This is a genomic window from Pseudomonas piscis, assembly GCF_009380155.1.
Lineage (GTDB): Bacteria > Pseudomonadota > Gammaproteobacteria > Pseudomonadales > Pseudomonadaceae > Aquipseudomonas > Aquipseudomonas piscis.
Genome location: NZ_WHUV01000006.1, coordinates 205,978 through 218,495, shown reverse-complemented (window position 1 = coordinate 218,495; position 12,518 = coordinate 205,978). Strand labels below are relative to the sequence as shown.

14 protein-coding genes are annotated in these 12,518 nt (G+C 65.5%); 4 read left to right on the top strand and 10 right to left on the bottom strand.

What is annotated here, in order from left to right:
• Positions 1-11 precede the first annotated feature (11 nt).
• Both GDH07_RS28385 and GDH07_RS28380 read left to right on the top strand, forming a co-directional pair.
• Entirely contained in the window at positions 12-1,133 is a 1,122-nt protein-coding gene (locus GDH07_RS28385) for a PepSY-associated TM helix domain-containing protein (protein ID WP_152899527.1), read from the top strand.
• Complete coding sequence (locus GDH07_RS28380) at positions 1,130-1,318, top strand: hypothetical protein (protein ID WP_152899571.1); 189 nt, start codon at positions 1,130-1,132, stop codon at positions 1,316-1,318. The genes GDH07_RS28385 and GDH07_RS28380 overlap by 4 nt, the downstream gene beginning before the upstream one ends.
• On the opposite strand, the gene GDH07_RS28375 is transcribed toward GDH07_RS28380, so the two are convergent.
• The gene (locus tag GDH07_RS28375; protein ID WP_022641478.1) at positions 1,296-1,718 is read right to left on the bottom strand and encodes a hypothetical protein; all 423 of its coding nucleotides are present in this window, start codon (positions 1,716-1,718) and stop codon (positions 1,296-1,298) included. The two genes, GDH07_RS28380 and GDH07_RS28375, sit on opposite strands and share 23 nt — an antisense overlap.
• 103 nt (positions 1,719-1,821) lie before the next feature.
• Here GDH07_RS28375 and GDH07_RS28370 point away from each other — a divergent pair, with 103 nt between their 5' ends.
• Positions 1,822-2,451 (top strand): glutathione S-transferase N-terminal domain-containing protein, encoded by a 630-nt coding sequence (locus GDH07_RS28370; protein WP_152899526.1) that lies wholly within the window; start codon positions 1,822-1,824, stop codon positions 2,449-2,451.
• A 165-nt stretch (positions 2,452-2,616) separates the two neighbouring features.
• On the opposite strand, the gene creD is transcribed toward GDH07_RS28370, so the two are convergent.
• The 4 genes from creD to rloA2 form a co-directional block, all read right to left on the bottom strand.
• Complete coding sequence (creD, locus tag GDH07_RS28365; protein ID WP_152899525.1) at positions 2,617-3,993, bottom strand: cell envelope integrity protein CreD; 1,377 nt, start codon at positions 3,991-3,993, stop codon at positions 2,617-2,619.
• A 135-nt stretch (positions 3,994-4,128) separates the two neighbouring features.
• On the bottom strand, positions 4,129-5,547 hold the full coding sequence (creC, locus tag GDH07_RS28360; RefSeq protein WP_152899524.1) for a two-component system sensor histidine kinase CreC: 1,419 nt from the start codon (positions 5,545-5,547) through the stop codon (positions 4,129-4,131).
• On the bottom strand, positions 5,547-6,230 hold the full coding sequence (gene creB / locus GDH07_RS28355) for a two-component system response regulator CreB (RefSeq protein WP_152899523.1): 684 nt from the start codon (positions 6,228-6,230) through the stop codon (positions 5,547-5,549). Before creB ends, creC begins: the two co-directional genes overlap by 1 nt.
• A gap of 99 nt (positions 6,231-6,329) precedes the next feature.
• Positions 6,330-6,830 (bottom strand): retropepsin-like aspartic peptidase RloA2, encoded by a 501-nt coding sequence (gene rloA2 / locus GDH07_RS28350; RefSeq protein WP_085599067.1) that lies wholly within the window; start codon positions 6,828-6,830, stop codon positions 6,330-6,332.
• Between the two features lie 204 nt (positions 6,831-7,034).
• Between rloA2 and GDH07_RS28345 the strand changes: the two genes are divergently transcribed.
• Complete coding sequence (locus tag GDH07_RS28345; protein WP_152899522.1) at positions 7,035-7,922, top strand: acyltransferase; 888 nt, start codon at positions 7,035-7,037, stop codon at positions 7,920-7,922.
• Positions 7,923-7,953: 31 nt separating this feature from the next.
• Here GDH07_RS28345 and GDH07_RS28340 read toward each other — a convergent pair whose 3' ends face one another.
• From GDH07_RS28340 to GDH07_RS28320, 5 genes are all read right to left on the bottom strand, one after another.
• Positions 7,954-8,460 (bottom strand): AmiS/UreI family transporter, encoded by a 507-nt coding sequence (locus GDH07_RS28340; protein WP_022641486.1) that lies wholly within the window; start codon positions 8,458-8,460, stop codon positions 7,954-7,956.
• Positions 8,461-8,492: 32 nt separating this feature from the next.
• The gene (locus GDH07_RS28335; RefSeq protein ID WP_022641487.1) at positions 8,493-9,083 is read right to left on the bottom strand and encodes an ANTAR domain-containing response regulator; all 591 of its coding nucleotides are present in this window, start codon (positions 9,081-9,083) and stop codon (positions 8,493-8,495) included.
• Positions 9,080-10,237 (bottom strand): aliphatic amidase expression-regulating protein AmiC, encoded by a 1,158-nt coding sequence (gene amiC, locus GDH07_RS28330; protein ID WP_152899521.1) that lies wholly within the window; start codon positions 10,235-10,237, stop codon positions 9,080-9,082. The genes GDH07_RS28335 and amiC overlap by 4 nt, the downstream gene beginning before the upstream one ends.
• A gap of 27 nt (positions 10,238-10,264) precedes the next feature.
• Positions 10,265-11,383, bottom strand: a complete 1,119-nt coding sequence (locus GDH07_RS28325) for an AAA family ATPase (RefSeq protein WP_152899520.1) — start codon at positions 11,381-11,383, stop codon at positions 10,265-10,267.
• Positions 11,384-11,467: 84 nt separating this feature from the next.
• Positions 11,468-12,508, bottom strand: coding sequence for an aliphatic amidase (locus tag GDH07_RS28320; protein WP_022641490.1), 1,041 nt, complete (start codon positions 12,506-12,508; stop codon positions 11,468-11,470).
• Positions 12,509-12,518: the final 10 nt, after the last annotated feature.

Sequence of the window (12,518 nt, the reverse complement as noted above, 5' to 3'; positions counted from 1 at the left end):
CTGGATGCTCCATGAAAAGCACAACCATCCGCCGCTGGTCCTTCATCCACACCTGGACCAGCCTGATCTGCACAGTGTTCCTGCTGATGCTGGCGCTCACCGGGCTGCCGCTGATCTTCCACCACGAGATCGACCACCTGCTGGGCAACGCCCCCGAGTTGCGTGAGATGCCTGCCGATACACCGCGCCTGGACTTGCAGCAACTGGTCAAGGCCGCCGAGGCCCATCGGCCGGGCGAGGTCCTGCAGTACTTCGGCTGGGACGAAGACGAGCCCAACGGCGTGACCACCATCATGGCCAAGACCGCCGGCACCGATCCCAACCTCTCCTATACCTTCATGCTCGACGCCCGTACCGGCGAGGCACTGGAGACGCCCTCGGCCAACGACGGCCTGATGATGTTCATCCTGCGCCTGCACGTGGACATGCTCGCCGAGTTGCCGGGCAAGTTGCTGCTGGCCTTCATGGGCGTGCTGTTCGTGCTGGCGATCATCTCCGGCACCGTGCTCTACCTGCCGTTCATGCGCCGCCTGAAATTCGCCACCGTGCGCCAGGACAAGTCCCGCCGCCTGCGCTGGCTCGACCTGCACAACCTGATCGGCGTGGTGACCCTGACCTGGGCCCTGGTGGTGGGGGTGACGGGGGTGATCAGCGCCTGCGCCGACCTGATCATCGCCGCCTGGCGCAACGACAGCCTCGCGACAATGGTCGCGCCCTACCGCGATGCGCCGCCGCTGCAAACGCTGGCGCCGGCCAGTCGCTTGCTGGACATCGCCCGGGACGCGGCTCCGGGCATGCAACCGGACTTCATCGCCTTCCCCGGCACGCGCTTCTCCAGCGAGCATCACTATGCGGTGTTCCTCAAGGGCGACAGCCACCTGACCTCGCACCTGCTGACTCCGGTGCTGATCGACGCCAGCACCCTGGAAGTCACCGCCGTGGCCGGCCGCCCCTGGTACATGGATGCCATGGGCATGTCGCAACCGCTGCATTTCGGTGACTACGGCGGCATGCCGATGAAGGTGCTGTGGGCCGTGATGGACGTGCTGACCATCATCGTCCTGGGCAGCGGCCTGTACCTGTGGATCGTCCGCCGTCGAGCCGCCAGGCCGTCACCGGAGGTGCGCCCATGAAACGCCGTCAAGCGAGCTTCTGGAAGGTCTTCGCCGCGCCCCTGGCCATCGGCCTGCTCAGCGCCGTCGGGCTGTTCGCGGCATTGCTGGGCGACGGCCTGTGGGACAGCCTCAGCTGGATCGGCCTGGGCCTGCCGGCGCTGATCGCCCTGCGCGGCCTGTTCAAGCGCCAGGGCGCGGCTTGACCCCGGCGGGAGGAAAACCGCGCCACAGGTACATGGACAGCACCAGGCCGACCAGCATCACCGGGATGAACCCACGGTTTTCCAGCAGCGCCTCGATGGCCACCAGCACGCTGAACAGCGCCAGCCCCAGCAACGGTACGTAGCTGGCGGCCAGCGCCCAGCGCCAGGGACGGGGCACCCGAGCCGGACCGCGCAGGCCCAGCAGGGCACAGCCCAGGGCCGGCAGCGCCAGTGCCGGCAGGGCCCAGTACCAGGCCATGTAGGCGAACGCCATGATCAGCTCCGGCTCGCCCTCGCCCTTGCGGCGAAACTCGTACTGCAAGGCCAGGTACACCGTCAGGGCCCCCAGCAAGGTCAGGGCCAGGCTGATCAGCCCATGCCGAAGATAAGAACTGCGCATCCACTACTCCTGGTCCATATCCATGCGCAACTGTGGCCTGTGCCACCGGCTGCGCTAAGATCCTCGGGCGAGAGCTGTCGCTCCCCTTATCCGAGGAATATTCATGTCCATCCCCAGCATGACGCTGTTCCACAACCCGGCATCACCTTATGTGCGCAAAGTCATGGTGCTGCTGCACGAAACCGGGCAGCTGGATCGAGTCGCCCTGCATGACTGCCAGCTGACCCCGATCAAGCCGGATGCCGCGCTGAACCAGGACAACCCCCTGGGCAAGATCCCCGCCCTGCGCCTGGCCAACGGCCAAGTGCTGTACGACAGCCGGGTGATCCTCGAGTACCTCGACCAGCAGCACGTCGGCAACCCGCTGCTCCCCCGCGAGGGCTCGGCCCGCTGGCGGCGCCTGACCCTCGCGGCCCTGGCCGACGGCATCATGGATGCCTCGGTGCTGGTGCGCTACGAACAGACCCTGCGCACCCCCGAAACCCAATCGCAAGCGTGGCTCGAAGGCCAGCGCGACAAGATCCGCCGTGCCCTGGCGGAACTGGAAGCCGAAGCCATCGCCGAACTGGCCAGCCACTTCGACATCGCCGCCATCAGTGTCGCCTGCGCCTTGGGCTACCTGGATTTTCGCCACCCGGACCTGCAATGGCGCCAGGCCCAGCCCCGGCTCGCCGACTGGTATGCCGAGGCCAGCCAGCGCGCCTCGTTGCTGGCGACCCAGCCGCCGGTCTAGTCGGTCAACCGGTCGGGCCCGGGGCGCCGCGCCGTGCTTGGCCCGAGCGGTTTTCCGGGACCGGCCGGCTGGCGCAGCAACCACCAGGCATCGGCTGGAAACAAGCCGGCAATCCGCAGCGCCAGGTTCTCTCGCTGGCGCTGATCCTCACGCAACCCCAACGACCTACTCACGGATCACCCCCAGGTCGAAGTTAAGCGGTTGCGTCTCCTTGCGCTGGCCAACGCCGTACCAGTCCAGCTTGCGGGTCAGCACCATGAACACGCCCAACAGGCCGAACAGCAGCAACGAGCCCATCAGCAGCGCGTAGTCCTCCGCGCTCAACAGGCCGTAGAGCAGGCCATACAAGGCAGCCAGGGCGCTTGCGAACATCGCGCCGTTACGCCAGCTGCGCAGCACATGGCTGACATAGAAACCGATCAACCCCACACAGGCCGTGGCCGACACGCCATAGGCCAACTCGAAGCCCAGGTGCTCGGACAACGACAGCAGCAACAGGTAGAAGAACGCCAGCGCCACGCCCACCAGGCCGTACTGTATCGGGTGAACCGCCAGGCTCTTGAGCACTTCGAAGAGGAAGAAGCCGGCGAAGGTGAGGCCGATGAACAGCAAGGCGTATTTGATCGCCCGGTCGCTCTTGAGGTACTGGTCCACCGGATCGATGAAACTCACGCCGAAGCTGCGGCTGTTGAAGCCCTGGCATTGGCTGCCGAATGCGCAACGCTGCATGGCATGTTCCAGGTTGGTGGAGAAGAACGAGGTCTGCCAGATGGCCGAGAAACCTTTCTCGGTAACTTCCCGACGTACCGGCAGGTAGTTGCCGATGAAGCTCGGGTGCGGCCAGTTGGCCGTCAGCAGGACCTTGCTGGTCTTGCCCACCGGCAGCACCGCCAACTGGCCGGTGCCCTGCAGGCGCAGGTCGAAGGCGAAGTCCAGGCGACTGGCCTTTCTCAGGTCCAGGGGTGGCAACGTCACATGCACCCCTTCATCCAGCCAGCTGACGAAAGTGCCCGGGGCAAAATCCAGGACCTGGCCGTTGAGCTGCAGTTGCAGGGCATTCTCGATCCCACGGATATCACTGATACCCACGGCCAGGAATGGCTGGTCGAACTTGTAGTCGGCAAAATCCTCCTTGATCCCGTATTGCTCGGGCACCACGAACTGGCCACTGATGTGGTTGTCGGCGTGGAACAGCCGCGCCTCGTAGATACCCCGGGCGCGCAGCTCGGTCTGCACCTTGCCGTCCAGCTCGAACTGCTCCGGCAGGAAGAACATGCGCCCCTGCTCTTCGCCCACCTCCTGATAGCGCTTCTTGGTCTTTTGGTCGGTTTTCCAGGTGCGCACGGTCTTGCGGTAATCCACCACCAGCACCGGGCCGCGAAGCTGCTGCTGGGTGCTGGAACTGCGGGCGATATCCTCGAGCACGCCATCGCGCAGTTGCTGGCGCTCGCCGATCAGGCCGCTGATCAGCAGCAGCGGGATCATCAACAAGATGATCAACAGGGCAATGGCCCCGAGCTTGAAGGACAGATTTCGGTTCATGGGGCTCTCCCTGTGTGAATGCAGGAGAGTCTGGGGCGCCGCCATGGGGGTTTTATGGAGCCCGTGTGGAGACTCTGTGGAGAATCCCCAAGGCCTTTGTGGCAAGAGAGCTTGCTCCCTCGCCACATCCGCAGGTCAAGGCAGGCGCAACGTCACCTGGACGCCGCCGGGCACGTTGTCGATCCGCAGTTGGCCGCCATGCAACTGCACCACCTCATCGACGAAGTTCAGCCCCAGGCCAGTACTCTTGCGCCCGCTGTCCGGGCGCGGCAGGGAATAAAAACGCTCGCACAGGCGTGGCAGGGCGTAATCAGGAATCGGCTCGCCCCGGTTGAACAGCTCCAGCTCCACGCCGCCTTCCGTCTGCCGGGCAGAGAATCGCAGCGAGCCCTGGGGCGGGCTGAAGTCCAGGGCATTGGCCAGCAGGTTGCCCAGGGCCTGGCGCAGCAGGAAGGGCTCGCCGGACCAGGCCAGGTCCGCCGGCACCTGTTGCTCCACCTGCAACTGCTTGCCTTCGATACGCCCGTGCTGGCTGTCGAGCAAGTCCTGGACCAGGGGCGCCAGCGGCACCTTGACCCGCTCCTCCAGGCCCTGGCGTTGTTCCACCTGGGCCAGGTTCAGCAGGCGCTCGATCAGCTGCTGCATGCGTGCGCTTTCACTGTCGATATTGCCGACGAAGCGCTGGCGCTGGGCCTGGGGCATGTCTTCCTGGAGCAGTTCCGCCGCGCCACGGATCGCCGCCAGCGGGCTTTTCAGCTCATGGGTCAGGGTATGCACGTAGCGCTCGACATAGGCCTTGCCCTCCAGCTGGGTGCGCATACGCTCCACCGCCGTGGCCAGTTGCTCCATCTCGCCGCCGCGATAATGCGGCAACTCGGCCCGCCGCCCTTCGCTCACCGCCAGCGCATAACCGGTCATGCGCCGTAGCGCGGCACTCAACCACCACGACAGCAAAGCGCCGAACAACAAGCCCATGGCGATCAGCCCGGCGCCGTACCACAGCAAGCGCCGCTCGGTGCGGTCGACATAGGGCTGCAACGAACTGTTGGGCTTGGCCACCGTCACCACGCCGATGATCTGGCCGTTGTCGCGAATCGGCGCGCCCACGTGCATCACCGAAGAATTCGGGTCATCGGCCACCGCCCGTGACGAACGCGCGCCGTACTGCCCGCGCAGGGTCAGGTAGACGTCGTTCCAGCGCGAGTAGTCCTGACCCACCGCCAGGCCGCTGGAGTCCAGGACCACGATGCCCCGGGCGTCGGTCACGTAGATCCGGTGGTTGACCTGGTTCTTCGGCAGGCCCCAGATGGTCGCGGCCGGCTGGCGCTCGCCGTAGGCCCGCAGCAATTGCGGCCAGCGGTTCTCGCTGAGGGTGCCGGCCTTGAAGTCGTCGCGCAGGATCTCCGCCAGCAGGTTGGCGGTGTCCACCAGGGTTTCCTCGGTGGACTGGCGCACCCCGGGGCGGATCTCCTTCATCACCGTGCTCAGCACGAAATAACCGGTGAAGCTGATGAACAGCAGGTAGACCAGGAAGATCCGCAGGCCCAGGGTCATCAGGCGTGACTCGGGCTGTAGCTGTAGCCCAGGCCGCGATGGGTCTGGATCGGTTCGGCCTGGGCCGCCACCAGGCGCAGCTTGGCCCGCAGGCTCTTCACATGGCTGTCGATGTTGCGCTCGTAACCCACGTCCGCCATCACCCCGAGGGCATCGAGCAACTGCTCGCGACTGAACACCCGCTCGGGTTGCTCCAGCAGGCATTGCAACAGGCGGAACTCATGCCGGGTCAGGCTCAGGGCCTGGCCGCGATAGCTGATCTGCACCCGCTCGGGATCGATGGTGAACAAGGTCGCCGCTTCCGGCTCCGGTGCCGGGCGCGGGACCATGCGCTTGAGGATGGCCTTGACCCGGGCCGCGACCTCCCGCGGGCTGAAGGGCTTGACCACGTAGTCGTCGGCGCCGATCTCCAGGCCCACCACCCGGTCGATCTCGCCGTCCCGGGCACTGAGGAACATCACCGGCACCTCGCTGAAGCGCCGCAGTTGCTTGCAGGTTTCGAAACCGCTGATATCCGGCAGGCCGATATCGAGGATGACCAGGTCCGCCGGGGTCGCCTGCTGGTACTCCAGGGCCGCGCGTCCCAGGCTCAGCCAAGTGGTGCTGAAGCCTTCGCCCTGCAGGGCAAAAACCAGGGTGTCGGCAATCGCCGCTTCGTCTTCGACAATCAGGATATGGGGCATGGCATCCAGGCACGTAAATTCAATGGGCGAACGGTGCCGGATGCCTTATGGACAGTCAATCGGAGCTTGCACCACCGCCTGCGCCGCGCGGCAGCCCAATCAACAGTCAGGCTTGTCGGCGGTGTAGCGCCGTGCCGGGTTCACTGCCGCGCCGAATTCGCGCAGGGCCTTGGCGCCGATCAGCAGCGGATAGTTGAAGCTGCTGCGGTCGGTGAGGTTGACCTCCACCGTACGCTTGACGTTGCCCAGGCACATTTCCAGCTCCACCACCGGGCGCTTGGCGGCCTGGGGCTCGTCGCGCTCGTCGTCTTCGTCGGAACGGCTCTTGATCTTGCTGATCCGCGCCACCTTGTGTTCGTAGACCTTGTCGCCGGCATCCTTGGTGGCCAGGCGGAAGCGCACCCAGTTCTCGCCATCGCGGGTGAAGGTCTGGATGTCCCTGGCCGACAGCGACGCGGTCAGGGCCCCGGTATCCATCTTGGCGGCCAGGGTTTCGCCGATTTCCGGCAGGCGGATGTATTCATAGCGACCGTACAGGGTCGGCTCGGCGGCCAGGACCGGCAACGCCACAAGAGACAGCAGTGCAAGGACGGATTTCACGACGATGGATTCCTCGAGGAAAGGGGCTGCGGGATTTTAGACCGCCGCCGGGCGATTGGTTCGGACGCTGCCGCAACCAGTCTGCAGGACACTTGTAAAAAGCTTGTCACAGCGCAGGTGAAACATTCGTCAGCACACTAGAATTTGGCCTGCTCGCCGAAGCTGCTTATCATTGCGCGCCCCGAAAAATCTGAAGAGTGCCCTATGCGCCGACTGCTCACCGGCTGTCTCGTCACCCTGCTGCTTCTGCTCAACACCCTGGTGCTGTTCGGGCCCCTGATGGTGTTCGCCCTGCTCAAGCTGGTCCTGCCGGGCCGCCTGCGGGACTATGCCTCCGGCGCGGTGATGTGGATCGCCGAGACCTGGGCCGAGATCGACAAGCTGATCTTCGCCACCTGCATCCCCACCCGCTGGGACATTCGCGGTGGCGAAGGCCTGCGTGAAGACACCTCGTACCTGGTGGTCAGCAACCACCAGTCCTGGGTCGACATCCCGGCCCTGATCCAGACCCTCAACCGGCGCACGCCGTTCTTCAAGTTCTTCCTCAAGAAGGAACTGATCTGGGTGCCGTTCCTGGGCCTGGCCTGGTGGGCGCTGGACTACCCCTTCATGAAGCGCTACAGCAAGGCCTTCCTGGCCAAGCACCCGGAACTGCAAGGCAAGGACCTGGAGATCACCAAGGCCGCCTGCGAGCTGTTCAAGCGCCAGCCGGTGACCGTGGTCAACTACCTGGAAGGCACCCGCTTCACCCCGGCCAAGCGCGAGCAGCAAGCCTCGCCCTTGCGCCACCTGCTCAAGCCCAAGGCTGGCGGCGTGGCCTTCGTCCTGGCCGCCATGGGCGAACAGCTGGACGCCATGCTGGACGTCACCGTGGTCTACCCCCAGGAGCGCATTCCCGGCTTCTGGGACTTGATCAGCGGCAACGTGCCCAAGGTGATCATCGATATCCGCACCCGCGAGCTGGACCCGGCCCTGTGGCACGGCGACTACGAGAACGACCCGGCGTTCCGCCAGCAGGTCCAGGACTGGGTCAACCAGCTGTGGACCGACAAGGACCAGCGTATCGACGCGCTGCTGGCCGGGGCCGACTGAGCCCCATCCCGCTACCCTGGGGGCGCCGCCCCTAGGGCTTGAGCACCTGCCCGAGGATCAGCAGCCCGGGAATCCAGCCGGTACCGATCGCGCAGGCCAGGGTCAACAACGCCACCTGGCGCTGGATCTTGCGCGACAGCCCCAGCAGCAGGAAGAAGGTGAACCACAGCAGGGTCCAGGCCAGCCAGTTGAGCGCGTTCCACACCCCGAAAGCCCCGCCCAGATCGCCCAGCGCCTGGATCGCCACCGTAGCCGCGGTGAGGCTGACGAACAGGCAGAACCAGCCCAGCCCGCGACCGTCGTTGCCCAGCCACTGGTTGGCCGCCACCCACAGGTAGGTGAACGCGAACAGCAGGGTCAGCGCCCCGCCCCGCACCTCGCCGGCGAGAAAGATCATGTACAGGGCCACCAGCAGGCTCAGGCTGCCGACCAGGGCATTGATCACCGCGACCTCCCTGCCACTGATGCGCTCCATCAGCCAGATGCCGTTGACGAACAGCACGGCGCCCACATACAGCAGAATCAATCCAAGCAGCATGACGATACCCTCGCGTTATTGTTGTTCTTGGCTCATTTGTCCGGGTGCTGGCGCAGCAGGTCCTGGGCGACCTTGAGAATCGGCTCCCGGCTCTTCATCGCCTCCTGGCAGAGGAACCCATGGGCCTGGCCTTCCTCCCAGCCATGCAGTTGCATCAACAGCACCTTGGCCCGGTTGATATCCACCTGGCTGGCCAGGCGTTCCTGCAACTGCGCGTGCTTCTGCTTGAGCTTGAACAGCTCTTCGCTGACCCGGCGCGCGGCGACCAGCGCCGGCAGGATCTTGTGCGCGTCCAACAGCTGGAGAATCACCCCGTGGCACTCCAGCTCGATGATCTGCGACAGCACCGCCGGGCTCTCGTACTCCACCAGGGCCACCACGGTGGTGCGCGGCGAGCCGCTGCCGACCAGCGCACTGATCTGCTCGTGATGATGGTTCTGGAAGATGCCGGTGAAGATCACGTCCACCGGCACATCGAAGTGCTTGGGTGGCGGCCAGATCTGGCGCACCGAACAACCGATACGGATCAGCTGCAACACCAGGGCATCGCTCAAGGCCCCGGGCGGGTTCAGCACCATCACCTGCAGCTCGCGCAGGGAACCGAGGATCGAGTTGGCGCTCATCGGTGCGAGCCCTCGCCCATGCTGGCGGACCAGTCGTCCAGGTTGTGCACCACCACGTAGGGGTCCGGCCGGATGGGCTCGGGGGATTGCCAGCGCACCTGGAACGTCCCGCGCGAATCGATTTCGGCGATGCGCGAGGTCAAGTGGCTGTGGTTGTTCTGCTGTTCCACCCAGATCGGTCCCTGGGGGGCGTCCAGGCGCTGGCGGTAAAGCTCGGGCTGCACCTGCTCCACCCGCCAGCCCTGGGCCGCCTGCATGGCCCGGCCGAGCATCAGGGTCTGGCAGTAGGCCGCCTCGGTCCACGCGGTAATGCTGACGTCCTCGGGAAAGAAGGCATTGCAGGCGCGGACGAACTCGCGGCTGGCCGGGGTATCGATGCTGGAGAAATACGGCGCGACCACCACATGCCCCTCGGCCACCTCGCTGCCCATCTTGGCGATCTCCGCCTCGCTGGTGGTCAGGCTGGCGATCCGGGGCCGGGGCGCGTCGCCATAGCGCCGGGCAATGGCCCGGTACAGCTCGGCGGTGCCGGTGCCCACCACGGTGGAGAACACCACGTCGGCCTGGGCCTTGACGATCAGGTCCACGGCTCGCGCCAGGTCCTCGTCCGATGGATACAGCGGGATGTAGATTTCCTCCAGCACCGTGCCGCCGTGCTGGCGGTACAGGTGGCGCATCACATGGTTGCTCTCCCGGGGGTAGATGTAGTCCGAGCCGATGAACACCACCCGTTCCCCGTAGTGACGGATCAGGTAGGCCGCCAGCGGCGCGCTGTTCTGGTTCGGGGCCGGGCCGCCGTAGATGATGTTCGGCGAATACTCGAAGCCCTCGTAGGGCGTCGGGTAGCAGAGCAGCGCGTCGGTGCGCTCCACCACCGGCATCACCGCCTTGCGCGTGTGGGACATGTAGCAGCCCACCAGCAGGCGTATCCCGTGGTTGCGGATGAACTCATCGGCGTACAGCCGATAGCGATCCGGGTCACCGCCGGGGTCCCGCGCCAGTGCCTGGATCGGCAGGCCGGCCACGCCGCCCTGGCGGTTCAGTTGCTCGATGGCCAGCAAGGCGCCGTAGCGCTGCGAACGCTCGATGTCGGCGGTGACGCCGGTCTCGGAAAACAGCAGCCCGATCTGGGGCTGGTCCGGATGTAAAACCATGAATGACTGCTCCTTGTTCGACGCGGCCTACTGGCGACTGAACCCGATCCTGCCCTGCGCCACGTGCGCCGCATAGACCACCGGTGGCTCGCCCATGACCGGAGCGTGGTACTCCAGGAGGAATTCGGCCAGGGGCACTTCCAGATGCTGGCGCACGCTGCGGCGCAACGCACGGGCGCCGAACTGCCGGTCGAAACCGGCACGGGCCACATGGGCCAGCACCTGGGGCGTGGCCACCAGGCTGCAGCGATGCTTCTCCAGGCGCCGGTTGAGCCGCTGCACCTCAAGCGCCACCAACTGCTCCACCAGGCCGTGCTCGATCCAGTTGAAGGTAATGATGTTGTCGATACGGTTGACGAACTCCGGGGCGAAGGCCTTGAGCAAGCGGGCCCTGACCAGCTTCTCCACCGCCCGATGCCGTGAAGCCGCGGTGGAGGGCAGCAACCAGCCCAGCCAGCCCTTGCGCCGCTGGTCGTAGCCCTGGATCTCCCGGGCCGCGAGGTTGCTGGTCATGAAGATCAGGCTGTTGCGAAAACTGTAGCTGCGCTCGCCCGAGGCCACCGTGAGCATGCCGTTGTCCAGCACGTTGAGCAGCGCCTGGACCACCTGCGGGCTGGCCTTTTCCAGCTCGTCGAAGAGCACGATGCCGGGACGCCCGAGGCTGCCGTCGAGCTTGTCCTGGTCGAACAGGGTATTACCCTCCTTCGCCCCCACGTAGCCGGGCGGCGCGCCAGTGAGCGCGGCGGCATAGTGCTCCTGGGACAGGGTGTTCATGTCGATGCGGCAGAAGGCATCGGCATCGCCATGCAGGGCCCTGGCCAGGGCCCGCACGATCTCGGTCTTGCCCACCCCGGTGGGCCCCAGGAACAACGCGGTGTAGAGCGGGCGGCGTGGATCGGTGATGTCTGCGCGCACCACCCGGAGCATGTCCTGGACACTGTGCAAGGCCTGGTCCTGGCCGAGGATCTCGGCGCGCAGGCTGGCCATGATGGCCTCGATATCGAAACGGTAACGGCTGTGCAGCGCCGCCTGGCTGGCCAGGTGGGCCTGGACCAGCGGCGCATCGGCGCGGTTCTCGCTGGCCAGGGCCTGGTCCTGGGCCTGGCGACGCTGCGACTGCTCCAGCATGTCGGTCAGGAAGGGCATGGGAATGACTCCATCTTGCGCAGGGAAGAAAAAGGACGCGGGCCGCCTGGCTGCGGCAGCCCGCCGTTCAACCTGCCGCGCAGGTCAGGCCTCTTTCTCCACACCCTCGTAGGGCAGCCGCCCCACCGGGCACTGCGCAACGCCCGAGGTCGAGCGGGTGATCTTCTCGACGTTTTCCCGGGCCTTCTCGGCGTCGGTCACCCAGGTCTTGTAGAACTCGAAGGGGCACTCGGCCAGGCCACGATCGCCCTCGCCGGAGTTGTTCAAGCCGGTGTAGCCGCGATGGAGGATCTTGTACAGGTGGTTCTGCGACTGGTCGTTGGCCCGGGCATCGCGGATCTGCGAGATCGACAGCTGGGCGTACTGGATGCCCATTTCCTCCTCGCCGCATTCACCGAGGGTACGGCCATCGAAGCCGATGATCGCCGAGTGGCCGAAGTAGGAATAGACGCCATCGAAGCCCGCGGCATTGGCCACCGCCACGTAGGTGTTGTTGGCCCAGGCCATGGCCTTGGCCATCAGCACCTGCTGTTCCTTGGCCGGGTACATGTAGCCCTGGCAGCGCACGATCAGTTCGGCGCCCTTCATCGCGCAATCGCGCCAGATCTCCGGATAGTTGCCGTCATCGCAGATGATCATGCTGATCTGCATGCCCTTGGGCCCTGTGCTGACGAAAGTCTGGCCCCCGGGGTACCAGCCCTCGATCGGGCACCAGGGGATGATCTTGCGGTACTTCTGGACCACCTCGCCCTTGTTGTCGATCAACACCAGGGTGTTGTACGGCGCCTTGTTCGGGTGTTCTTCGTGGCGCTCGCCGGTCAGCGAGAACACTCCCCAGACGTTGGCCTTGCGACAAGCGCGGGCCAGCAACTCGGTCTCGTCGCCAGGAATGGCAACCGCTGTTTCCATCATTTCCGCGGGGTCGTACATGATCCCCTGGAGGCTGTACTCGGGGAAGATCACCAGGTCCATGCCCGGCAGCCCCTGCTTCATGCCGACCACCATGTCGGCGATCTTCTGCGCGTTGGCCAGGACCTCGGCGCGGGTGTGCAGGCGTGGCATCTTGTAGTTCACCACTGCGACGCCAACGGTATCGTTGCTACTGGAAATATCGCCATGACGCATATCTGATACC

Bases quoted from the DNA above. Each gene is read 5' to 3' on its own strand.
- amiC (WP_152899521.1), bottom strand. From the start codon at position 10,237: ATGGTTTTACATCCGGACCAGCCCCAGATCGGGCTGCTGTTTTCCGAG.
- GDH07_RS28335 (WP_022641487.1), bottom strand. From the start codon at position 9,083: ATGAGCGCCAACTCGATCCTCGGTTCCCTGCGCGAGCTGCAGGTGATG.
- GDH07_RS28340 (WP_022641486.1), bottom strand. From the start codon at position 8,460: ATGCTGCTTGGATTGATTCTGCTGTATGTGGGCGCCGTGCTGTTCGTC.
- GDH07_RS28345 (WP_152899522.1), top strand. From the start codon at position 7,035: ATGCGCCGACTGCTCACCGGCTGTCTCGTCACCCTGCTGCTTCTGCTC.
- creC (WP_152899524.1), bottom strand. From the start codon at position 5,547: ATGACCCTGGGCCTGCGGATCTTCCTGGTCTACCTGCTGTTCATCAGC.
- creD (WP_152899525.1), bottom strand. From the start codon at position 3,993: ATGAACCGAAATCTGTCCTTCAAGCTCGGGGCCATTGCCCTGTTGATC.
- GDH07_RS28325 (WP_152899520.1), bottom strand. From the start codon at position 11,383: ATGCCCTTCCTGACCGACATGCTGGAGCAGTCGCAGCGTCGCCAGGCC.
- GDH07_RS28320 (WP_022641490.1), bottom strand. From the start codon at position 12,508: ATGCGTCATGGCGATATTTCCAGTAGCAACGATACCGTTGGCGTCGCA.
- GDH07_RS28375 (WP_022641478.1), bottom strand. From the start codon at position 1,718: ATGCGCAGTTCTTATCTTCGGCATGGGCTGATCAGCCTGGCCCTGACC.
- GDH07_RS28370 (WP_152899526.1), top strand. From the start codon at position 1,822: ATGTCCATCCCCAGCATGACGCTGTTCCACAACCCGGCATCACCTTAT.
- creB (WP_152899523.1), bottom strand. From the start codon at position 6,230: ATGCCCCATATCCTGATTGTCGAAGACGAAGCGGCGATTGCCGACACC.
- GDH07_RS28380 (WP_152899571.1), top strand. From the start codon at position 1,130: ATGAAACGCCGTCAAGCGAGCTTCTGGAAGGTCTTCGCCGCGCCCCTG.
- GDH07_RS28385 (WP_152899527.1), top strand. From the start codon at position 12: ATGAAAAGCACAACCATCCGCCGCTGGTCCTTCATCCACACCTGGACC.